The sequence below is a fragment of the Chryseobacterium sp. GQ58 genome (assembly GCF_059758895.1).
The window spans coordinates 672,181-692,936 of sequence record NZ_JCAXEH010000002.1 but is presented as its reverse complement, the minus strand read 5'-3'; the positions used below and the strand labels follow the sequence as shown (position 1 = coordinate 692,936).

Sequence of the window (20,756 nt, the reverse complement as noted above, 5' to 3'; positions counted from 1 at the left end):
ATAAAACTTTTTTAAACCATTAAGATGAATGAAGATTTTAAGAATATTAAGATGTTTCAAGCGCATTTGATTATTAAATTCCATTTCGGATAATTCCAAACTATATTTTACGTTTAGTATTAGCAATGTCATGCTGAGCCGTCGAAGCATCTCAAATAACCTTAACACTTATTCCAAACTTAATTAAAATTATTAAAAAAAATGAACATTATATTAGCCTCAACTTCCACAATTTTCGGTGGAGAATATCTGGAATATTTAAAAGAAGAATTAATACAATTATACGAAGGAATTGACGAAATTATTTTCATTCCTTTTGCAAGACCAGGCGGGATTTCTCACGAAGATTATACGTCAAAAGCGCAGTCTTTTTTTGAAACGATAAACATCAAAGTAAAAGGACTTCACGAATTTGAAGATAAAATTGAAGCTTTAAATAACGGAAAAGCCTATTTTACAGGCGGTGGAAACACTTTTTTATTGGTAAAAACTTTGCATGAAGAAGGTTTAATGTTTGCTTTAAAAGAAAATATTGAAAAAGGAAAACCTTATCTTGGATGCAGCGCCGGAAGCAATATCGGTGGTCAAAATATGAAAACAACGAACGATATGCCGATTGTTTATCCGCCAAGTTTTGATTGCATGGGTTTGGTTCCTTTCAATATCAATCCGCATTATTTGGATCCAAATCCGGATCTGAAACATAACGGGGAAACCAGAGAAACACGAATTAAAGAATTTTTGACTCAAAACAATCTGAAAGTTGTCGGACTTCGGGAAGGAAATTGGATCAGAAGGATTGGCGACAAAATTACTGTTGAAGGAAGCGAGCAAACAAGAATTTTTGAAAAAGAAAAAGAACCTTACGAAATAGAGTCGGGAAGCGAATTGTAAATTTTAATTATATTTGAATAAGGTTTAATAGCTTCAAAACAAAAAAATACAATGAAGAAAACGCTTGCTGTTCTTACACTTTCAACGCAAATATTTTTCGCTCAGAATATTACTCAAAAATTAGAAAATGCAACAAAGGATTTAATGAATTCTTCTGCTGCGGTTTCATCAAATTTGTCATTTTATGTTTCGGATGAAAATGGAAATCTGGTTTATGAATTTCAAGGTAATAAAGGACTTTCAACTGCGTCAACTCAAAAAATATTTACGGCAGCGGCGGCTTTGGAAACTTTAGGAAAAGATTTTACTTATAAAACGACTTCAGGTTATTCGGGAAATATTTCAGGAGGAAATCTGAACGGAAATCTTTTCATTTCTTCCACCGGCGATCCAACTTTAGGAAGCTGGAGATACGACGGTTACAAACCGGAAAACTTCAAAAAAAAACTGATAGAAGCTGTTAAAAATTCAGGAATTACCAAAATTTCAGGAGATCTGATTATTGACGATTCTTATTTTGATCATCAGACAATTCCCGGAGGCTGGCCTTGGGATGATTTGGGAAATTATTACGGAGCCGGAGTTTGGGGTGTCAATTGGAGAGAAAACCAATTTGATATCAACATCAACGGAACCGATTTCAAAAGCTTTTCTTATCCTTTGGAAGGTGTAAAATGGCTGAATGATTTGAAAGCAGCAGGAAGTTCGGATCAAAGTCTGATTTTTACGGCACCGCATTCCGATGTTGCTTTGATCAACGGAACTTTACCTTCTGGAAAAACAATGACGGTTTCAGGTTCTACACCAAATCCACCTTTACAGCTGGGAATTGAAGTTCAGAAATGGTTAAAAGAATCAGGAATAGAGCTTTCCGGAAAAGTGATAACCAATTCTCAATTGGAAATTGAAGGTAAAAAGCCTTTAGATTTTCCAAAAAATAATACTATTTTGACTTATGAATCTCCGACTTTAGATAAAATAATTTATTGGTTTCTAAGGAAAAGCGTCAATCTGTATGGCGAAAATTTAATTAAAACTTTAGGAAAAGAAAAAAAAGGAAATCCAAGTTTCAAAAGCGGAATTGCTTATCTTAAAGAATTCTGGAAATCTAAAGGAATCAATGGGAATATGATCAACTTTGCTGATGGAAGCGGGCTTTCACCACAAAATTATGTTTCTGCAAAAGCGGAAGTTCAGGCTTTATTATATGCGAAAAAACAAAGCTGGTTTGAAACGTATTATGATGGTTTTCCAACTCAGGAAAACGGCATGAAAATGAAAAGCGGGACAATGCGCGACACAAAATCTTATGCAGGATATCACACTTCGAAAGCCGGAAAAAAATACGTATATTCAATTATCATCAACAATTATCAGGGAAGTGGCAGCACAGAGCTGCAAAAAATCCTTACTATTTTAAAATAAAAAATTGAAAAAGAGATCCATTTTTGCCAGATTCAACAACTGGTTTATTTTTTCGCTAATGACTTTGGTTGTTGTAATTATTGTTATTTCATCTACATTGGTAATCAACTATTTAATGAAAGAAGAAATAAAAAGAGTTGATATTTTAGCTAATGCAATAAAATTCCAGCAACAGGAAATTTCACCAAGTTTGGAGGTTCAAGAACTTCTTCTCACCATTTACAGTTCAAATACAAATATTCCTGTCATTATTTTAGATAAAAATGATCAAATTATTGAACATAAAAATATATCTGAAGAATTTAAAAATGATAATGAAATAGTTGCATTAGCAAAAAGAATGGGACAAAAATATCCGCCGATTGAGCTTGAGTTTTCAAACGGGAATAATCAGTTTGTATATTATGACAATTCCAAAATTCTCAATAATTTACAATATTCTCCTTTCCTGCTTGGTTTTTTTGTTCTTTGCTATTTCTTATTTTCTTTTTGGTTTTTGCGGACAATTAAAAAAACAGACGAAGGTTATCTTTGGGCAGGATTGGCAAAAGAAACTGCGCATCAGATCGGAACTCCATTGTCTTCAATGATCGGCTGGATGGAAATTATGAAGTTGGAAAACTCAAAATCTGAAGGTGTTTATGAAATTGAAAAAGATATCGAAAGACTAAAAACCATTTCTGAAAGATTCTCTAAAATCGGCTCGGTACCGGAACTGAATGATATGAATTTTAATGAAACAATTCAGGAAAATTATGATTATTTGAAAACAAGGATTTCCGGGAAAATTAATTTTACTTTACATCAGCCAATGTATCCGATTTTGGTTCCGCACAACAGAATTCTGATGAGTTGGGTGATTGAAAATCTGGTAAAAAATGCGGTCGATGCGATGAAAGGCGAAGGCGTTTTGCAAATGTCGGTCTTTGAAAGAAATAAAAACATTTTAATTGAAGTAAAAGACACCGGAAGCGGAATGACAAAATATCAGTCAACAAACGCTTTTAAACCTGGATATTCTACCAAAAAAAGAGGTTGGGGCCTTGGTTTGTCTTTGGCAAAAAGAGTGGTGAAAGAATATCATAACGGAGATATCAAAATTTCGCAAACCGAAGTAGGAAAAGGAACGACATTTAGGATTATTATAAAAAAAGGATAATAAGCTGCTAAAAAATAGACAGAACAAAACCTTGAAAGAAAACATTAATTTAAAATCAAAATCATTATTTTTGAAGCATGATTAGAGCAAGTAATATTCATAAATCTTATGGAAGCCTGGAAGTTTTAAAAGGAGTTGATCTTCACATCAAAGCCGGCGAAGTGGTGTCGATTGTTGGAGAATCCGGAGCGGGAAAATCTACACTTTTGCAGATTTTAGGAACTTTAGACAGCCCGACAAATCCTAAAAACAACAACACAGAAATTACACTGAATGGCGAATCGTTTATTAATATGAATGACAAACAGATTTCAAAATTCAGAAATCAAAATATAGGTTTTGTATTTCAGTTTCACCAATTGCTTCCCGAGTTTACTGCTTTAGAAAACGTTTTGCTTCCAACAAAAATTGCCGGAGCCAGTGAAAAAGAAGCTATCGAAAAAGCTTACGACCTTTTTGAAGACCTTAAAATAGGGCAGCGAATGCATCACAAGCCCAATCAACTTTCGGGTGGTGAAGCGCAAAGAGTTGCGGTGGCAAGAGCTTTAATCAATTCTCCAAAAATCATTTATGCGGATGAGCCGACGGGAAATCTGGATTCTAAAAATGCAGATGATTTGCACAAACTTTTTTTCGATTTGAGAGATAAATACAATCAGACATTTGTAATTGTAACGCATAATCCGAATTTAGCAGAAATAACAGACCGAAAACTGGTCATGAAAGACGGAATGATTATAGAATAACACTTTGATGATGAAAAAAAATATTTTCCTGTTCTTCACGATCATCTTGTTTTTTCATGTAAGATCGCAGGAAGGGAATTTTGTTTTGCCAGCTTCAAAGATTGCGGAAATCAAAGATTTTGTCAAAGGAAAAAATTACAATCAAAATATCGCTGTTTTTATTAATTTTAAAACACATTCCGGAAGGTTCAGATATTTCGTTTATGATCTGAAAAACAACAAAGTTTTGCAAAAAGCGGTGGTTTCTCACGGTTCGGGATCTGTAATTTCAAGATCAGATAAATTGAAGTTTTCTAATGTTGAAGGCTCTTATCAATCGTCTTTGGGTAAATATGAAATCCGCGAAAGCTATATCGGGAAATTTGGAAAAGCATACAGATTAAAAGGACTTGAGAGCACAAACAGCAATGCAATGCAAAGAGCAATTGTTCTGCATTCTTACGATTGTGTTCCTGATAAAGAGTCTGAAAACCCGGCGTGCTTAAGTTTGGGATGTCCGATGCTTTCAAAAATTGCTTTTAATCAAACTGCAAAATATATTGATGAGTCTAAAAAACCTGTTATTTTGTATGCATTTTATTAAACTAATTTCCGCCACTTAAAAATCATGTCCATAAAATTTCTAGCCGAAGACGACAGACCGAGAGAAAAGTTTTTACTGAAAGGTAAAAATTCAGTTTCAGATTCCGAATTGCTGGCAATCATTATGGGAAGCGGAAGCAGAGACGAAACGGCGGTAGAATTGGCAAGAAAAATTTTGACTTCGGTAAATAATAGTTGGCATCAGCTGAGCTTATTATCGATAAAAGATTTAATGAAATTTAAAGGAATTGGCGAAGTAAAGGCAATTTCAATAGCCACCGCATTGGAAATCGGCAAAAGGAGAGCGTCGCAGAAAATCCCGGAAAAACCACAGATTTCAAGCAGCAATGATGCTTATCAAATACTTAAAATACATCTTGAAGATTTAAGAACTGAAGAATTCTGGGCCGTTTTTTTGAATCAAAGTAATAAAGTAATACATATTTCACAGCTTACACATGGCGGAATCAATCAGTCAATTGTCGATATCAGAGTGCTTTTTAAAACAGCATTGGAGCATTTTTCGACAGGAATTATTATTTCTCACAATCATCCGTCCGGAAATTTAAAAGCAAGTAACGAAGATATTGATATTACACAAAAAATTAAAAAAGCAGGAGATTTGATGAATATTCAGCTTTTGGATCATTTAATCATTACACAAAATTCATATTTAAGTTTCGCAGACGAAGGAATATTATGATTAGAAGATTGAAATACAACGAAATCGACTTTGAAAAATACACAGAATGTTTGGAAAACTCCGAGCAAAGGAAATATTCTGCAACAAAAGATTTCTTGGATATCACCTCAAACAAGCAATGGGAATTGTTGGTTTACAAAGATTATGAGGCGGTAATGCCGGTGCCGTATGTTTACAAGTTTGGAATAAAAATCGTTCACAATCCGATGCTTTGCCAGCAATTGGGCGTTTTTTCCAAACAGGATTCTGCTGCTCTTAATGAGGATTTTCTGTCATTTTTAGAAAAAAAATATTTTATCAGAATTTATCCTTTTAATGATTTTAACCTATTTTATTCCAGCTTAAAAAAGAAAAAAAATTATATTATATATTCCGACTCTTACGAAAAAGTGTACGCTAAATATTCGCCAAAAAGAAAAAGAAAATTACGTTCGGAGGCTGAAATTCTAAAAAATTCTGAGATAAAAGAAATCAGTTTTAATGATGCTGAAAATTTTATAAAATCTAACTTTTTGGGTGCAAATAAAGAACAGGATGTAAGTCGTTTTATAGACATTTTTAAAAAGTTTTATAATTCCGGCTACGTTATTTTTTCTGCTTATTTATATAAAGAAAAGATTGTAAATATCATTGCGGTTTATTCAGATAAAAAAGTCAATGCATTATTGGGCACATTTAATGATAAAAATTATGTAAAAATTTCCGGCGCATCCATTTTAATTGACAATATTATTAAACAAAATATAGAAAAAAAGATTTTTGATTTTGAAGGAAGTGAATTGCCCAATGTTGAAGAATTCTTCAGAGGTTTTCGTCCGGAATTAAAACCTTTTTATATTATAGAAAGTTCAAAAAAAGACTTGGTGAAAAGGTTTTTAAGTATAAAATATTTATTTAGCAAACAGTAGTTTCTTTAGATTTGTTCTAAATATTATTGCTTAAATTTATAAAGTTTTATTAATGCAATTTAGTGATGTTAAAAAAAATTCGAAACTACAAGTTACCTTATATTATTTACAATTTTTTCAATAAGAAAAAACTGAAACACAACATTCCCCTTTACAGAAAGTACGGAATTAAAAAGAGCTATTTTTCCAGTATTTCCAGCAAAGATTTTTCACATCTTCCGTATGCCGAAAGAAAAGTTGACGAACAAAAGCTTATAAATACAGACTTTTACAAACTTCTTACAGAGGAAAATCAAAAAAGCGTACTTGAATTTGATGATAAAGGTTTTTTAGTTTTAAGGAATTTTCTAACTTTTGAAACAGCTGATCAGATCAACAATGAAATTGACAAGCTGATAAATTCGGGAACCATAAAATTTCGTTATGGCGGCAAGCTGATGTTTGTGATTCATCATTCTGAAATTGTTAAAAATATTGGAAATGATCCCAAATTATTAGAATTTTTATCCGTTTTAATGGACGGCCAGGCAAAGCTTTTCCAAAGTATCAATTTTATCAACGGAAGCCAGCAAAAAACCCATTCAGACAGCATTCACATGACAACATATCCTTTAGGCGGCCTTTTGGGAGTTTGGATTGCTCTGGAAGATGTTGATGAAAATAATGGTGCTTTACATTACATTCCCGGAAGTCATAAGTTACCTTATTTCTTAAATTCAGATTATGATAACGAAGGAACAGCATTTAAAATTGGAAAGAAAAGCTATGTTGCTTATGAAGATTTTCTTGCTGAGAAAGTGAAAGAATTAGGCTTAAAAAAAGAAATTTTTAGAGCAAAAAAAGGTGATCTTCTGATTTGGCATGCCAATATTTTGCATGGCGGCGAGCCTCATTTAGACAAATTCCGAACAAGAAAAAGTCTTGTGTATCATTATTTTGATGAAAATAGTGTTTGTTATCATGAAGTAACGCAAAGGCCGGCGTTATTTGAGCTGTAATTCAGAAAATATTGCTAATTTTGCCACTTCAAATTATGACAGATTTTTCAGAGTATTTGCCGTATGCGTTTGCATTGATTATAGCAATTCCTTTTTTGGTTTTGCTAAGACAGTTTGTTTATACCTACATCAAATTAAAAAATCAGGAAATGAAATTACTTTCCGTAAAATCAAATTCTGAAAACAAAATACATTCTTACGAAAGAATGACCCTTTTCCTTGAAAGAATAAAGCCTTCAAATCTTATTCTGAAATTTGATAAAGGCTTAGCTGTACACGAATTTGTTTTCTTAACAGAGAAAACAATCAATGAAGAATTTGAATATAATTCTTCGCAGCAGCTTTATATTACAAAAAATTCATGGCAGAATATAGTTGATTCTAAAAATGCCGTCATAGATTTGCTTCACAAAACTTATGAAAGCCTCAATAACAATCCTGATCTTAATGAATATAAAACTATTTTCATTATGAATTATATCGATGGTGAAGATTATATCGGGACAACCATTGAAGATTTGAGAAGAGAGATTTTAATAATAGCATAAAAATATATAAATAAATGATTCCAAATTTTAAAGCACATCCGTGGCATGGGATTTCTGCAGGAGAAGATGCGCCAAACGTTGTCAACGTTTTCGTGGAAATTGTTCCTTCAGATACGATTAAATATGAAGTTGATAAAGTTACAGGATATTTAATGGTAGACAGGCCTCAGAAATTTTCTAATATTATTCCTGCATTATATGGTTTTATTCCAAGAACGTATTGTCATGATGAAGTAATGAAACTAGCCGTAGAAAGCGGTGCAGATGACGTTACCATGGGAGATCATGATCCTTTGGATATTTGTGTGCTTAGTTCTCATAATATTCATTCGGGAGGCATGTTGATGAAAGCCATTCCGATCGGTGGTTTTAAAATGATTGACGGAGGCGAGGCTGATGATAAAATTGTTGCTGTAATGGTTGGGGATCATGCTTTTGGACATTTCAGAGATATCGCAGAATTACCTGAAGCTGAAGTAAAAAGGCTGATGCATTACTTTTTGACCTACAAAAATCTTCCGGATGAGCCTGCAAAATGCAGAATTCAGGAAGTTTACGGAGTAGAACATGCCAGAAAAGTGATTAAAGCTTCACAAAAAGATTACGCAGAAAAATTCGGAGGATAAATTATCTTTCTTAATAATAGTTTAAAGAGCAGATGAATTTTCATTTGCTCTTTTTTTTGTTAATTTTAGTGAGTTACTAATGTTTTTTATTTTAGCAATAAAAATATTTGCTATATTTAATAATCTATTACCAAAAAAATAATAAACTATGGACTTATTTATGTTAGTGCCAATTTTTGGTGTTATTGCGTTATTATACACATTTATTCAGAGCAATTGGGTCACGAGACAAAATGCCGGAAATGAAAAAATGAAAGTTATCAGCGGGCATATTGCTGATGGAGCGATGGCTTTTCTAAAGGCCGAATACAAGGTTCTTGTCTATTTTGTCGTCATTGTTGCCATTCTTTTAGCAATTATGGGAATGACAAATTCAAATTCTCACTGGAGCATTGGTGTTTCCTTTGTAATTGGAGCCTTCTTTTCGGCTTTAGCGGGTTTTATCGGGATGAAAATCGCCACAAAAGCCAATGTAAGAACAGCCGAAGCTGCAAGAACATCACTTTCAAAAGCCCTTAAAGTATCTTTTACAGGAGGTTCCGTGATGGGAATGGGTGTTGCAGGATTAGCGGTTTTAGGCTTAGGAGCATTATATTTAATTATAAAACAGATTTTCGCTCCTGATGCTCCTGTAGATTCTCATGAAATGGAAAGAACGATAGAGATTCTTACCGGATTTTCTCTGGGTGCAGAATCTATTGCATTATTTGCAAGAGTGGGAGGCGGAATTTATACCAAAGCAGCTGATGTTGGAGCCGATTTGGTGGGTAAAGTTGAAGCAGGAATCCCGGAAGATGATCCTAGAAACCCTGCTACGATTGCTGATAATGTTGGTGATAATGTTGGCGATGTTGCAGGAATGGGAGCTGATTTATTCGGTTCGTATGTTGCGACTGTTTTAGCAACAATGGTTTTAGGACGTGAAACGATGTCTGATGATGCTTTTGGAGGTTTTGCGCCTATTCTTTTACCGATGCTTATTGCCGGAACGGGGATTATTTTCTCAATGATTGGTACTTTATTTGTTAAAATTAATGATAACGAAGATTCATCCACATCAAGTGTTCAGAATGCTTTGAATCTTGGAAACTGGGGAAGTATTGTAATTACTGCAATTGCTTCCTACTTTTTGGTTACTTATCTTCTTCCTGAAACGATGGTTTTACGAGGTCATGAATTTACCAAAATGGGCGTCTTTGGGGCGATAATGGTGGGATTGGTTGTAGGAACTTTGATGAGTATCATTACAGAATATTATACGGCGATGGGCAAAAGGCCGGTTTCCAGCATCGTAAAGCAATCTTCAACCGGTCATGCAACCAATATCATCGGCGGACTTTCTGTAGGAATGGAATCAACCTTTTTACCAATTCTTGTTTTAGCAGGAGGTATTTACGGATCATACCTTTGTGCCGGACTTTACGGTGTTGCAATTGCAGCAGCCGGAATGATGGCTACAACGGCAATGCAGCTTGCTATTGATGCTTTCGGGCCTATTGCAGATAATGCGGGAGGAATTGCAGAAATGAGCGAATTGCCAAAAGAAGTTCGCGAAAGAACAGATATTTTAGATGCTGTAGGAAATACAACTGCGGCTACAGGAAAAGGTTTTGCGATTGCTTCAGCTGCATTAACGGCTTTAGCATTGTTTGCAGCTTTCGTAGGAATTGCAGGTATCGACGGCATTGATATTTACAGAGCAGATGTTTTAGCCGGATTATTTGTTGGCGGAATGATTCCTTTTATCTTTTCGTCTTTGGCTATCACTGCAGTTGGTCAGGCTGCAATGGCAATGGTAGAAGAAGTAAGAAGACAGTTTAGGGAAATCCCCGGAATTCTGGAAGGAAAAGCCGAACCTGAATACGAAAAATGCGTTGCCATATCTACAGATGCTTCCATCAAAAAAATGATGTTACCTGGCGCTATTGCGATTATTTCTCCGCTTTTGGTAGGATTTATTTTCGGCCCGGAAGTTTTAGGAGGATTTTTAGCAGGAGCGACGGTTTGCGGGGTTTTGATGGGAATGTTCCAGAATAACGCCGGTGGAGCTTGGGATAATGCTAAAAAATCTTTCGAAAAAGGTGTTGATATCAATGGCCAGACTTATTATAAAGGTTCAGAACCGCATAAAGCTTCAGTAACAGGAGATACCGTTGGCGATCCGTTTAAAGACACTTCGGGGCCTTCGATGAATATTTTGATTAAACTAATGTCAATCGTTTCATTGGTTATTGCTCCGACTTTGGCTGTTATGCATAAAGATAAAATTGATGCAAACAGACAGGCAAAAATCGAAAGCCTTACAGGAATGACGGCTGCTCATACAATCAATCAAGTCGCACCGGGAAATAATGTACTTATTTCTCCGGTTGAGATAGTAGGCCAGCTCAATGAAAATGGTGATTTTGTTTACAATACAGGAAATATTCAGGAAGTAAAATTAAAAGGCGGGAAGACGATTTCTTTAGGAGATCAAAGCCAGCTTTTTGTAATGCATGATTATATTAAAAATAAAAATCAGGCTGTTTTAGATCCTAACTCATGGTATACGATTGAAAATCTTTATTTCGAAACCGGTTCCAGCGATTTAAAGGCAGGTTCTGAAACTCAGCTGATGAATCTGGCAGAAATTTTAAATGCTTATCCAAGCTTAAAAATAAAATTGGGCGGATATACAGATAATTCAGGCAATGAAGAAACAAATCAAAAATTATCCAACTTAAGAGCGCAAACAGCGAAACTTAAATTATTGGAAATGGGAATCGCTGCCGACAGAGTAGAAGCAGAAGGTTACGGTTCTCAATATCCGGTTTGTGCCGCAAATGATACTGACGAATGTATGGCTAAAAACAGAAGAATTGATGTAAGAGTTACGGCTCTTTAAATTGTTAATTTTGAAAAAAAATTAGCGCTGTAATATTTTGCAGCGCTTTTTTATTTTTAAAATTGTAAAAACATTAAGGTATACATCAACAATTACAAATTCTTTTTCAAATGTTCCAAAGCCTGCACAATCACATCATCTTTTTTAACAAAACTGAATCGTATATAATCTGAATTTTGCTTGGAATTATAAAAAGCCGAAAGTGGAAGACACGATACCTTTTTTTCAACGGTAAGCCATTTGGAAAACTCAACATCAGTCATGGTTTTAGTAACATTTCTGAAATTTACAACTTGAAAAAAGCTTCCTTCAGATTTTTGTTCAACCTCAAGAGGTGTATCTTTAATTAATGTATTGAAAATGTCTCTTTTATGCTGCATTATCTTTTGATTCTCTTTCGGATCAAACACTTCAAGATATTTAGCAATCGCGTATTGACAGGGCGAATTTGAACTGTAGGAAATATATTGCTGGTGATATCTAAAGTTTTCGAGCAATTTTTCAGAGGCGATAAGATAACTGACTTTCCAACCGGTTACATGAAACATTTTGCCAAACGAAAAAATGGAAAACGTTCTTTTTTTAAGTTCAGGATGTAAAAAAGCACTAAAATGCTCAATATCATCATAACAATAAATATCATAAACCTCTTCTGAAATAAGATAAATCTCCTGATCTTTAATTAAATCGTATAGCTTATTCCATTCTGCAACGCTCCATGTTTTTCCTGTCGGATTTTGTGGAGAATTGATGATAATCGCTTTTGTTTTTGCTGAAATACATTTTTGGAGCTTTTCCCAGTTTATAGCAAAATCATTGTCAAGATCATAATAGACGGGAACGCCTCCGTTCATCACAATTGAAGGTGCATAAGTATAATAAGATGGCTGAACGACGATCACCTCGTCTCCAAGATTCAATATAGATTTTAGTGATGTATAAAGTGCAAAAGTAGAACACGGAACAATACTTATTTCTTCCTTTTTTAATGATAAACTATTCGGTCGGTTCTTGTTGAATTTCACAATATTATCGATCAGAAAAGAGTTTCCTGCAAGCGATTCGTAACCGTGATTGATCATGTCCGAAGCTTCTTTCAGATAAAACCTCAATTGAGGATCAATCACGAAATCCGGAAGGCCCAAAGACAGATCAAAACTATTATGCTTGAAAGCCAGTTCAGACATTTCGGTAAAGAAAGTGAAATCATTAAATCCGTAATTTTTTTTCATAGTGTTTATCAAATATATAAAAAAAATGATTGTGATCTTTACTTAAATTATTTTTGTTATTTTTAAGCAAATAAATTATTAATGAAAAAAATTCTCTTACCCATATTCTCGGCAGTTGTTTTGGTAAGCTGCGGCACTTCAAAAGTTACGACGAATAGTCAAAATTCAAATAATACTGTAAGTTCAAATTCTTCAAAAAGTGATAAGGCTTTTCAGGCTGCTTATCAAAATATTAAGCTTGAAGATTTAAAGAAAAACTTATATGTAATAGCGTCTGACGAGATGGAAGGACGAGATACAGGAAGTCCCGGCCAGAAAAAGGCAGGTGAATATATGATCAATTATTATAAAAATTTAGGCATATCTTATCCAAAAGCTTTAGGCTCTTATTACCAAAAAGTTCCTTCTGAATACATGAAACAAAGAGGTGCAAGCCTTCCTGATTCTGAAAATATTTTAGCTTTCATTGAAGGAAGCGAAAAACCGGAAGAAATCGTGGTTGTGTCTGCACATTACGATCATGTGGGAACAAATAATGGAGTAGTTTTTAACGGAGCAGATGACGATGGAAGCGGAACTGTTGCGGTAATGGAAATTGCAAAAGCTTTTCAGGCAGCAAAAAAAGCAGGAAACGGACCCAAAAGATCAATATTGTTTTTGCATGTGACGGGAGAAGAGCACGGACTTTTCGGTTCTGAATATTATTCTGATAATCCGGTTTTCCCTTTGGCAAACACGGTTGTAGATCTTAATATTGACATGATAGGAAGGGATGATCCTGAAAACAGAGGAAAAAAATATGTATATGTGATCGGCTCAGAAATGTTGAGTTCAGAATTAAAAGTTATCAACGAAGCTGCCAATAAAAAGACCGTTAATTTAGAATTAAATTATAAATATGACGATCCAAAAGATCCGCAAAGATTATATTACAGATCAGATCACTACAATTTTGCTAAAAACAATATTCCTGTAGCTTTTTATTTTGACGGAATTCATGAAGATTATCATAAGCCTACAGATGATGTTGAAAAGATAGATTTCCCTTTGTTGCAGCAAAGAACTCAGTTGGTTTTTGCAACCGCTTGGGAGATTGCAAACAGGGAAGCAAGAATTGTTGTTGACAAAAAGTAAACATTTTTAACATTTTAAAAACCTATAAGATTTTCTTGTAGGTTTTTTATTAATTAAAATATAGATTATGAAGCAAAATATAAAATCAATCCGTCCGTTTATCGGTGCAAAAAATTTTGGTTTAAGCAGAGCTTTTTATCGGGATTTAGGTTTTGAAGAAACGATTTTGGAACGCAACCTTTCAGTTTTCAAAAAACAGGAAATCGCTTTTTACCTTCAGGATTATTATTCAAAAGAATGGATCGAAAATACAATGATTTTTATAGAAGTTGAAGATGTAGACTCATATTGGGAGGAGCTTCTGTCATTGAATTTTCAGGAAAAGTATGAGACGGCCAAACTCACGCCGATCCGCACAATGGATTGGGGAAAAGAATGTTTTGTACACGACCCGTCGGGAATTCTCTGGCATTTTGGAGAGTTTTTTGTGACTAAAGCTTAAAATAAAAAGAATCCGCTCTTTAGAAGCGGATCCAGTAGATAAATACATCTCATTTTTTTAATTAGACAACAACAAAAAAGCACAGCCGACGATGCTGTGCTTAAATTTTTATTTCAAATTTAATTGCAATTTCAAAGCTGAAAAAAGCAAAAAATGATTTCATTTCAGATTTATTACATAGTAAATGTAGTTATTTTTTTAATACGGAATATAAATTAAATGTTAAAATTCACAAGTTTTCCACATTTTTTTGTTGATAAGTATGAAATACTGCTTTTAATATCTTAACAATTCAATTTTTAGTTATTAATTCAACTTTTCAGCAATATATTTCGCCGTATGCGACTTTTTATTTTTAGCAAGATCTTCCGGAGTTCCTTTAAAAACAACTTCACCACCATATTTTCCGGCTTCCGGACCGATATCAATAATATAATCTGCACTTTTTATAATATCCGGTTGATGTTCTATGACGATAACGGAATGTCCAAGCTCAATCAAAGCCTGAAGAGATTTCAACAATTTTTGAATATCATGAAAATGCAATCCGGTTGAAGGCTCATCAAAAATAAACAATGTTTTATCCGTCGTCACACCTTTTACAAGAAATGAAGCAAGCTTCACACGTTGCGCCTCGCCACCGGAAAGGGTAGAAGAGCTTTGCCCAAGCTGTAGATATCCTAAGCCGACTTCCTGAAGCGGAGTCAGTTTTGTAACGATTTTATCTTCTTTATTTTCTTTGAAAAAATCTAAAGCTTCGTCAACCGTCATGTGAAGAATATCGGAAATGTTTTTTTCGTCAAACTTTACTTCCAGAATTTCGTTTTTAAAACGGGTTCCTTTACAGATTTCACATTCAAGCTCAATATCTGCCATAAACTGCATCGAAACATTGATTACGCCTTCACCTTTGCATTCGTCGCATCTTCCGCCGTCTACGTTGAAAGAAAAATGTTTAGGTTTGTAGCCCATCATTTTGGATATTTTCTGCTTAGAAAACAAATCTCTGATGTCGTCATAAGCTTTCAGATATGTTACAGGATTGGATCTTGATGATTTTCCGATTGGGTTTTGGTCAATTAATTCGATATTTTTAATCAGCTTTTTAGGAAATTCCACAGAATCATAATCTCCTTTTTTTCCGCCCATTCCCAACTGAATCTGAATATCGTTGGTCAAAATTTCCTTCATTAAAGTAGATTTTCCACTTCCGGAAACTCCTGAAATCACAACCAAACTTTCCAAAGGAACATCAACGTCAATATTTTTCAGGTTATTCTGTCTTGCGCCTTTTATCAGGATCCATTCTTTGGCTTTTCTGCGTTTTTCGGGAACTTTAATTTCTAATCTTCCCGTCAGATACTTTGAAGTAAGCGTGTCGGCATTTTTCAGTTCTTTATAATCTCCTGCAAAAACCAATTCACCACCAAGATAACCCGCTTCCGGACCAATATCGATAATGTAATCTGCGGCTTTCATCACATCTTCATCATGTTCTACAACGATAACCGTATTTCCTAAATCCCGGAGATTTTTTAAAACTTCAATTAAATTTTCCGTATCTCTTGAATGTAATCCGATGGAAGGCTCATCCAAAATATAAATCGAACCAATCAAAGAACTTCCCAAACTCGTTGCCAAATTGATTCTCTGGCTTTCACCACCCGAAAGCGTGTTTGAAGTTCTGTTTAAAGTTAAATATCCTAAACCTACTTTTAGTAAAAATTCAATACGTGTTGTGATTTCATATAAAAGTCTTTTTGCAATTTCTTTGTCATGTTCTGAAAGCTTTAAACTGTTAATTAAAGGCAAAAGCTCATCCAAAGGAAGCTCGATCATCGACTGAATATTGTGCCCGTCAATTTTTATCCAGGTTGTTTCATCACGCAGACGAAGACCTTCACAAGTCGGGCAAAGCGTTTTGCCACGATAACGCGAAAGCATTACGCGATACTGAATTTTATATAAATTTTCTTCAAGCATTTTGAAGAAATTATTCAAAGAAGGGAAGCTGCTTTTGCCGTCGCCTTTCCAAAGATAATTTTTCTGCTCTTTGGTGAGTTGATGATAAGGCTTATGAATAGGGAATTCTTTCGCTTTTTTGATAAAATCTTTTTTCCATTCGCTCATGCTTTCACCTTTCCAGGAAGCAACGGCGTCTTCAAATATCGATAAAGCCTTGTTTGGGATTACCAAATCTTCGTCGATACCGATCACTTTTCCGTAGCCTTCGCAAGTTGGGCAAGCTCCGTAAGGATTGTTAAAGCTGAAAAAATGAACATTCGGCTCCAAAAATTCTATTCCGTCGAGCTCAAATTTATTTGAAAATTCTTTTATTTTTCCGTTTTCCGTGTCTTTTAAAGCGCAATATCCGTGGCCTTCATAGAAAGCCATCTGAATAGAATCTGCCAATCTTTGAAGGAAACTTTCATCTTCTTCGTAAGAAAAACGGTCGATCACCAAATTGATGGCCATTCCTTTTTCGGGAGTAAATCCAAAACTTTCAAGATCTTCAATTCCTGCAACATTTCCGTTGATTTCCAGTCTTGTAAAACCGGCAAGTTTCAGAATATTCAAATTTTCTCCAAAATTATCAATATCATATTCCAAAGGAGCGGTCAAGAAAAATGATGTATCTTTTTTTGCATCTTTAATATAATCGATCACATCAGAAACAGAATCCTTCTTAACTTCATCGCCCGAAACCGGAGAATATGTCCTTCCGATTCTTGCGAACAACAGCTTCATGTAATCATAAATTTCTGTTGAAGTCCCTACCGTAGAACGTGGATTTGATGAAATTACTTTTTGCTGAATCGCAATAGAAGGCGCCAAACCTTTGATATCATCAACTTTTGGCTTTTCGAGTTTGCCTAAAAACTGACGCGCATACGAACTTAAACTTTCAACATATCTTCTTTGACCTTCTGCATAAATTGTGTCAAAAGCCAAAGAAGATTTTCCGCTTCCGGAAACTCCTGTAATGACGATCAATTTATTTTTCGGGATTAATACATCAATGTTTTTCAGGTTGTTAAGGTGCGCATTTTTAACGTAAACCTGTTTTTTTATATCTATTTCTGTAATTGGATTCATAGTAAAATTAAGACCTACAAAAATACGAATTTCTTACCAAATTAATGACTTAAAAGAACTTTTTCCAAATACAGATTAAGAAGAATAATATTTATATTTTGAAATAAATCTAATTTCTCATTATGAGTATTTTATTACAGTTATAAGATTAAAAAGATAAAAGTTTACACTTTATTTCCTGAAAATTCACAGATTTATGCGTTTATTTTTCATGATATGTATCATTTTTTATTTATAATTAACTCCTGTAATTTTGAACAGTTTCAAATTATAAACAAGTAACATGATAAAAAAACTGGGAACTGTGTTTTTTCTAGGTGCGCTTTTTAGCATTCAAGCTCAGGAAAAAACTGCTGATATAGATTCTGTGGAAATTCAGGGGAAATTTATTGCTATACCGTATAAAAATGCCAATCAGAATATTTCTATCATCACAAAAGCAGATATTTTGAACTCACCTGCAAAAAGTATTGACGAAATTCTTCAGCAAATACCCGGAATGGATATCAGAAGAAGAGGCGCAAATGGTGTACAAAGCGATATAGGTTTTCGTGGAAGCTCTTTTGAACAAGTACTTTTGCTGATCAACGGTATCAGAATGAATGATTCACAAACGGGCCACAATTCTTTGAACGTTCCTGTCGATCTGGAAGATGTTGAAAGAATTGAAATCATCAAAGGTCCGGCTGCAAGAAGATTTGGGCAAAACGCTTACGCCGGAGCTATAAACATCATTACAAAAGCTTATCCGGGAAAAAAAGTGAAAATAAGCGCTGAAATAGGCGATTATGAAAGTTATGGTTTAGGACTGAACGCCAATTTTGGAAATGAAAAGTTCTCCAATTTATTGCAGGTAAATTCAAATTCGTCACAAGGTTATCGTCACAATACAGATTTTGAAATAAGGAATGTTTTTTATCAGAATCAATTGAAAATAAAAGACGGAAACATAAGATTACAGGCCGGTATTTCCGAGAAAAAATTTGGAGCCAACGGTTTTTATTCATCACCAAAAGCCACCGAACAATACGAAGAATTGCAAGCCTCAATTGTAAGTTTGGCGCATCAGCAAAGCTTTGGTAAATTTAAGCTTAATTCTAATGTGTATTGGAGAAGAGGTCAGGATATGTATTTATTTAACAGAGAAAAGCCTGAAATTTACAGAAATATGCATATTGGAAATAATGTTGGCGGCGAAGTAAACTCAAGCTACACTTCAAATTTGGGAACTACAGGATTAGGTGTAGAGTTGAGAAAAGAATTTTTGTCAAGTAATAATTTAGGTGACAGAGAAAGATTTGTTTCGCAAGTGTTTTTTGAGCATAATTTTTCTTTAATCAACAATAAGCTCTTAATAACTCCGGGAATTTCCTGGGCAAATTATTCAAACGAAGGAAACTTTTTTTATCCGGGTTTAGATGTTGGATTTAACTTTAATTCGAATCATAAAATCTATGGAAATATCTCAAAAGTACATCGGGTTCCAACTTTTACAGATCTTTATTACACAAGCAAAACAGAACAGGGAAACCAGTTTTTGGCTCCAGAAAGCGCCATTTATTCAGAAATTGGTTATCAGTTTCATCGCAATGGGTTTTTAGCTAAAGCAAGCGGATTTTTAAGAAGCTCAAGTAATTCTATTGATTGGGTGAAAAATTCACTGGAAGATCCAATCTGGTATGCACAAAACGTAGGCGATACAGAAATAAAGGGTATTGAAGCTGAAATAAACCATCAATTATTTTCCTGGCTAAAATATACAGCCGGCTATACTTATCTTGATAATAGTTTTAGAGAAACCGACGGTTTGGTTTCAAGATATGTTTTAGATAACCTTAAGCATCAATTTGTTGCAAAGCTGCAAACTAAGTTTTTAAAATACTTTACCAATGAGCTGGTTTACAGATATAACGACAGATTAAATCTTGGAAGCTACAATCTTTTAGATGAAAAACTGAGCTTCAGTAAAAATGATTTTTCTGTTTATGCGTTGATTAATAACGTAACGAATACCGATTATACGGAAACTTTTGGAGTTCCAATGCCACAAAGATGGTTTCACATTGGTTTTACTTACAATATTAACATTAAGTAAACTTAATATTACGGAATAATTAAATATTTTATTTTTGCAAAAATTTTGTATGAAACTTATTTTAAGCCTAAGCTTACTTTTTAGCCTGAGTTTTTTTAAAGCTCAAGAACATATTTCCAGCTTCAATGCGCTCACTCTTACCTATAAGTTTCATCCAAAATTTTTCCTTTATGCCGAAGGTCAAATGAGAGGTATTGAAGAATATGCTTATCCTGATTATTACGAAATAAAAGGTGGATTAGGGTATAATCTCACAAAAAACCATAAACCTTTTATCGGATTGGGAAGATACGCAACCTATAAAGATCATGCAATCAACAAAGAAGAATTCAGGGTTTGGCTGCAGGATGTTATAGATTTCAAAAAAGGAGTTGTGAAATTTGAAAACAGATTCAGGGCTGAAAAATCTTGGTTTCATGAGCCTCAAACCGGTAAAAATTCTGAAAGGATGCGTTACCGTTATCGTTTAAATATTTCTGTTCCGTTGAATGCCAAAAAAATTGAGCCCGGCACTTTATTTGCCAACGTCTACGATGAAGTTTTCTTTGTAAGCCCCATCAAACCTACATTTGCGCGAAATAGAGTGTATGGCGGTTTTGGGTATCAGATTGATGAAAATTTTGGAATATTAAGCGGTTATCTTTGGCAAAGAGAATTTGATGCAAAAGGAAACAGAAACTTACATTTCGTTTATTTAGCATTAAATATTAATATTGACGATACCGATCAGCCATCCAAAACGTATCACTTTCCGGGAGCTGATTAATATTTTTCAGATAAATAACGGTAAGCTTTCAGGTATTTGTTGAATCTTGTAATGTCCTTTGGCGTAAGCTCGCGGTTGACTCTTCGGAGATCCATATTATCCCGAAGATCGTTTAACTTTACGGCTACAGCCAACGGAGATCTTTCTGTTCTTCTTACAAAATCATCATAATTTTCGTCCGGATCATACTTTGTAAGACAGCTTACTGCATACAAAATATATTCGGGGAAACCTTCATTTCTCAGAAACTCAAGACTGAATTCCTGTGGATGATCTTCTACAACATCATGTAAAACTCCTACAATTTTTTCGTCCATTGTTTTGCCATATTCCATTACACGCATGACGTGAGCAATGTATGGAGCGTGATATTTGTCTTTTTGACCTTTGTGCGCTTTGTCTGCAATTTTTATGGCTTTGTGTAAAAGTTCTTCCTTTGTCATTTTAAAAAATAGAAATACAAAAATAAAAAAATGCCTTAAAAGTATAAGACATTTTTTTAAATTTATTTATTGTTC

At 34.2% G+C, this 20,756-nt stretch carries 18 protein-coding genes; 15 read left to right on the top strand and 3 right to left on the bottom strand.

Going from position 1 to position 20,756, the window contains the following annotated elements:
* Nucleotides 1–201 precede the first annotated feature (201 nt).
* The 11 genes from pepE to AC6CHK_RS07315 all read left to right on the top strand — a co-directional run bounded on the left by pepE (nt 202) and on the right by AC6CHK_RS07315 (nt 11,473).
* A complete protein-coding gene (gene pepE / locus AC6CHK_RS07365; protein ID WP_498094988.1) occupies nt 202–894 on the top strand; it encodes a dipeptidase PepE in 693 nt (230 codons plus the stop codon).
* 51 nt (nt 895–945) lie between these two features.
* A complete protein-coding gene (gene dacB / locus AC6CHK_RS07360; protein ID WP_498094987.1) occupies nt 946–2,319 on the top strand; it encodes a D-alanyl-D-alanine carboxypeptidase/D-alanyl-D-alanine endopeptidase in 1,374 nt (457 codons plus the stop codon).
* A 4-nt stretch (nt 2,320–2,323) separates the two neighbouring features.
* The gene (locus AC6CHK_RS07355) at nt 2,324–3,478 is read left to right on the top strand and encodes a sensor histidine kinase (RefSeq protein ID WP_498094986.1); all 1,155 of its coding nucleotides are present in this window, start codon (nt 2,324–2,326) and stop codon (nt 3,476–3,478) included.
* A gap of 77 nt (nt 3,479–3,555) precedes the next feature.
* Entirely contained in the window at nt 3,556–4,224 is a 669-nt protein-coding gene (locus AC6CHK_RS07350) for an ABC transporter ATP-binding protein (protein ID WP_498094985.1), read from the top strand.
* 7 nt (nt 4,225–4,231) lie between these two features.
* Entirely contained in the window at nt 4,232–4,807 is a 576-nt protein-coding gene (locus tag AC6CHK_RS07345; RefSeq protein WP_498094984.1) for a murein L,D-transpeptidase catalytic domain-containing protein, read from the top strand.
* A gap of 24 nt (nt 4,808–4,831) precedes the next feature.
* Nucleotides 4,832–5,509: a RadC family protein gene (radC, locus tag AC6CHK_RS07340; protein WP_498094983.1), complete on the top strand. Its 678-nt coding sequence runs from the start codon at nt 4,832–4,834 to the stop codon at nt 5,507–5,509.
* Nucleotides 5,506–6,417, top strand: a complete 912-nt coding sequence (locus AC6CHK_RS07335; RefSeq protein WP_498094982.1) for a hypothetical protein — start codon at nt 5,506–5,508, stop codon at nt 6,415–6,417. The genes radC and AC6CHK_RS07335 overlap by 4 nt, the downstream gene beginning before the upstream one ends.
* A 65-nt stretch (nt 6,418–6,482) precedes the next feature.
* On the top strand, nt 6,483–7,415 hold the full coding sequence (locus AC6CHK_RS07330) for a phytanoyl-CoA dioxygenase family protein (protein ID WP_498094981.1): 933 nt from the start codon (nt 6,483–6,485) through the stop codon (nt 7,413–7,415).
* A gap of 35 nt (nt 7,416–7,450) precedes the next feature.
* Nucleotides 7,451–7,963 carry a DUF7935 family protein gene (locus AC6CHK_RS07325; protein WP_498094980.1) on the top strand — a complete coding sequence of 171 codons (513 nt, stop codon included), beginning with the start codon at nt 7,451–7,453 and terminating at the stop codon, nt 7,961–7,963.
* Nucleotides 7,964–7,977: 14 nt separating this feature from the next.
* Nucleotides 7,978–8,589, top strand: a complete 612-nt coding sequence (locus AC6CHK_RS07320) for an inorganic pyrophosphatase (protein WP_498094979.1) — start codon at nt 7,978–7,980, stop codon at nt 8,587–8,589.
* Nucleotides 8,590–8,737: 148 nt separating this feature from the next.
* A complete protein-coding gene (locus AC6CHK_RS07315) occupies nt 8,738–11,473 on the top strand; it encodes a sodium-translocating pyrophosphatase (protein ID WP_498094978.1) in 2,736 nt (911 codons plus the stop codon).
* 92 nt (nt 11,474–11,565) lie between these two features.
* Here the strand turns inward: AC6CHK_RS07315 and AC6CHK_RS07310 are convergent, their stop codons facing one another.
* Nucleotides 11,566–12,705 carry an aminotransferase class I/II-fold pyridoxal phosphate-dependent enzyme gene (locus tag AC6CHK_RS07310; RefSeq protein WP_498094977.1) on the bottom strand — a complete coding sequence of 380 codons (1,140 nt, stop codon included), beginning with the start codon at nt 12,703–12,705 and terminating at the stop codon, nt 11,566–11,568.
* A gap of 81 nt (nt 12,706–12,786) precedes the next feature.
* Here AC6CHK_RS07310 and AC6CHK_RS07305 point away from each other — a divergent pair, with 81 nt between their 5' ends.
* A complete protein-coding gene (locus AC6CHK_RS07305; protein WP_498094975.1) occupies nt 12,787–13,839 on the top strand; it encodes a M28 family metallopeptidase in 1,053 nt (350 codons plus the stop codon).
* Nucleotides 13,840–13,906: 67 nt separating this feature from the next.
* Complete coding sequence (locus AC6CHK_RS07300; protein ID WP_498094973.1) at nt 13,907–14,281, top strand: VOC family protein; 375 nt, start codon at nt 13,907–13,909, stop codon at nt 14,279–14,281.
* Between the two features lie 306 nt (nt 14,282–14,587).
* On the opposite strand, the gene uvrA is transcribed toward AC6CHK_RS07300, so the two are convergent.
* On the bottom strand, nt 14,588–17,377 hold the full coding sequence (gene uvrA / locus AC6CHK_RS07295; RefSeq protein ID WP_498094971.1) for an excinuclease ABC subunit UvrA: 2,790 nt from the start codon (nt 17,375–17,377) through the stop codon (nt 14,588–14,590).
* A gap of 283 nt (nt 17,378–17,660) precedes the next feature.
* On the opposite strand from uvrA, the gene AC6CHK_RS07290 reads away from it, so the two are divergent.
* Both AC6CHK_RS07290 and AC6CHK_RS07285 read left to right on the top strand, forming a co-directional pair.
* Entirely contained in the window at nt 17,661–19,472 is a 1,812-nt protein-coding gene (locus AC6CHK_RS07290; RefSeq protein ID WP_498094969.1) for a TonB-dependent receptor plug domain-containing protein, read from the top strand.
* 49 nt (nt 19,473–19,521) lie between these two features.
* Nucleotides 19,522–20,238 carry a DUF2490 domain-containing protein gene (locus AC6CHK_RS07285; protein ID WP_498094967.1) on the top strand — a complete coding sequence of 239 codons (717 nt, stop codon included), beginning with the start codon at nt 19,522–19,524 and terminating at the stop codon, nt 20,236–20,238.
* On the opposite strand, the gene AC6CHK_RS07280 is transcribed toward AC6CHK_RS07285, so the two are convergent.
* A complete protein-coding gene (locus tag AC6CHK_RS07280) occupies nt 20,235–20,681 on the bottom strand; it encodes a phosphohydrolase (protein ID WP_498094965.1) in 447 nt (148 codons plus the stop codon). The two genes, AC6CHK_RS07285 and AC6CHK_RS07280, sit on opposite strands and share 4 nt — an antisense overlap.
* Nucleotides 20,682–20,756 lie beyond the last annotated feature (75 nt).

What these genes read in the sequence shown, in the direction of transcription:
- AC6CHK_RS07350 (WP_498094985.1), top strand. Translation starts at nt 3,556, where the DNA reads ATGATTAGAGCAAGTAATATTCATAAATCTTATGGAAGCCTGGAAGTT.
- AC6CHK_RS07315 (WP_498094978.1), top strand. Translation starts at nt 8,738, where the DNA reads ATGGACTTATTTATGTTAGTGCCAATTTTTGGTGTTATTGCGTTATTA.
- AC6CHK_RS07280 (WP_498094965.1), bottom strand. Translation starts at nt 20,681, where the DNA reads ATGACAAAGGAAGAACTTTTACACAAAGCCATAAAAATTGCAGACAAA.
- AC6CHK_RS07300 (WP_498094973.1), top strand. Translation starts at nt 13,907, where the DNA reads ATGAAGCAAAATATAAAATCAATCCGTCCGTTTATCGGTGCAAAAAAT.
- pepE (WP_498094988.1), top strand. Translation starts at nt 202, where the DNA reads ATGAACATTATATTAGCCTCAACTTCCACAATTTTCGGTGGAGAATAT.
- uvrA (WP_498094971.1), bottom strand. Translation starts at nt 17,377, where the DNA reads ATGAATCCAATTACAGAAATAGATATAAAAAAACAGGTTTACGTTAAA.
- radC (WP_498094983.1), top strand. Translation starts at nt 4,832, where the DNA reads ATGTCCATAAAATTTCTAGCCGAAGACGACAGACCGAGAGAAAAGTTT.
- AC6CHK_RS07345 (WP_498094984.1), top strand. Translation starts at nt 4,232, where the DNA reads ATGATGAAAAAAAATATTTTCCTGTTCTTCACGATCATCTTGTTTTTT.
- AC6CHK_RS07335 (WP_498094982.1), top strand. Translation starts at nt 5,506, where the DNA reads ATGATTAGAAGATTGAAATACAACGAAATCGACTTTGAAAAATACACA.
- AC6CHK_RS07310 (WP_498094977.1), bottom strand. Translation starts at nt 12,705, where the DNA reads ATGAAAAAAAATTACGGATTTAATGATTTCACTTTCTTTACCGAAATG.
- dacB (WP_498094987.1), top strand. Translation starts at nt 946, where the DNA reads ATGAAGAAAACGCTTGCTGTTCTTACACTTTCAACGCAAATATTTTTC.
- AC6CHK_RS07320 (WP_498094979.1), top strand. Translation starts at nt 7,978, where the DNA reads ATGATTCCAAATTTTAAAGCACATCCGTGGCATGGGATTTCTGCAGGA.
- AC6CHK_RS07285 (WP_498094967.1), top strand. Translation starts at nt 19,522, where the DNA reads ATGAAACTTATTTTAAGCCTAAGCTTACTTTTTAGCCTGAGTTTTTTT.
- AC6CHK_RS07330 (WP_498094981.1), top strand. Translation starts at nt 6,483, where the DNA reads ATGTTAAAAAAAATTCGAAACTACAAGTTACCTTATATTATTTACAAT.
- AC6CHK_RS07305 (WP_498094975.1), top strand. Translation starts at nt 12,787, where the DNA reads ATGAAAAAAATTCTCTTACCCATATTCTCGGCAGTTGTTTTGGTAAGC.
- AC6CHK_RS07325 (WP_498094980.1), top strand. Translation starts at nt 7,451, where the DNA reads ATGACAGATTTTTCAGAGTATTTGCCGTATGCGTTTGCATTGATTATA.
- AC6CHK_RS07290 (WP_498094969.1), top strand. Translation starts at nt 17,661, where the DNA reads ATGATAAAAAAACTGGGAACTGTGTTTTTTCTAGGTGCGCTTTTTAGC.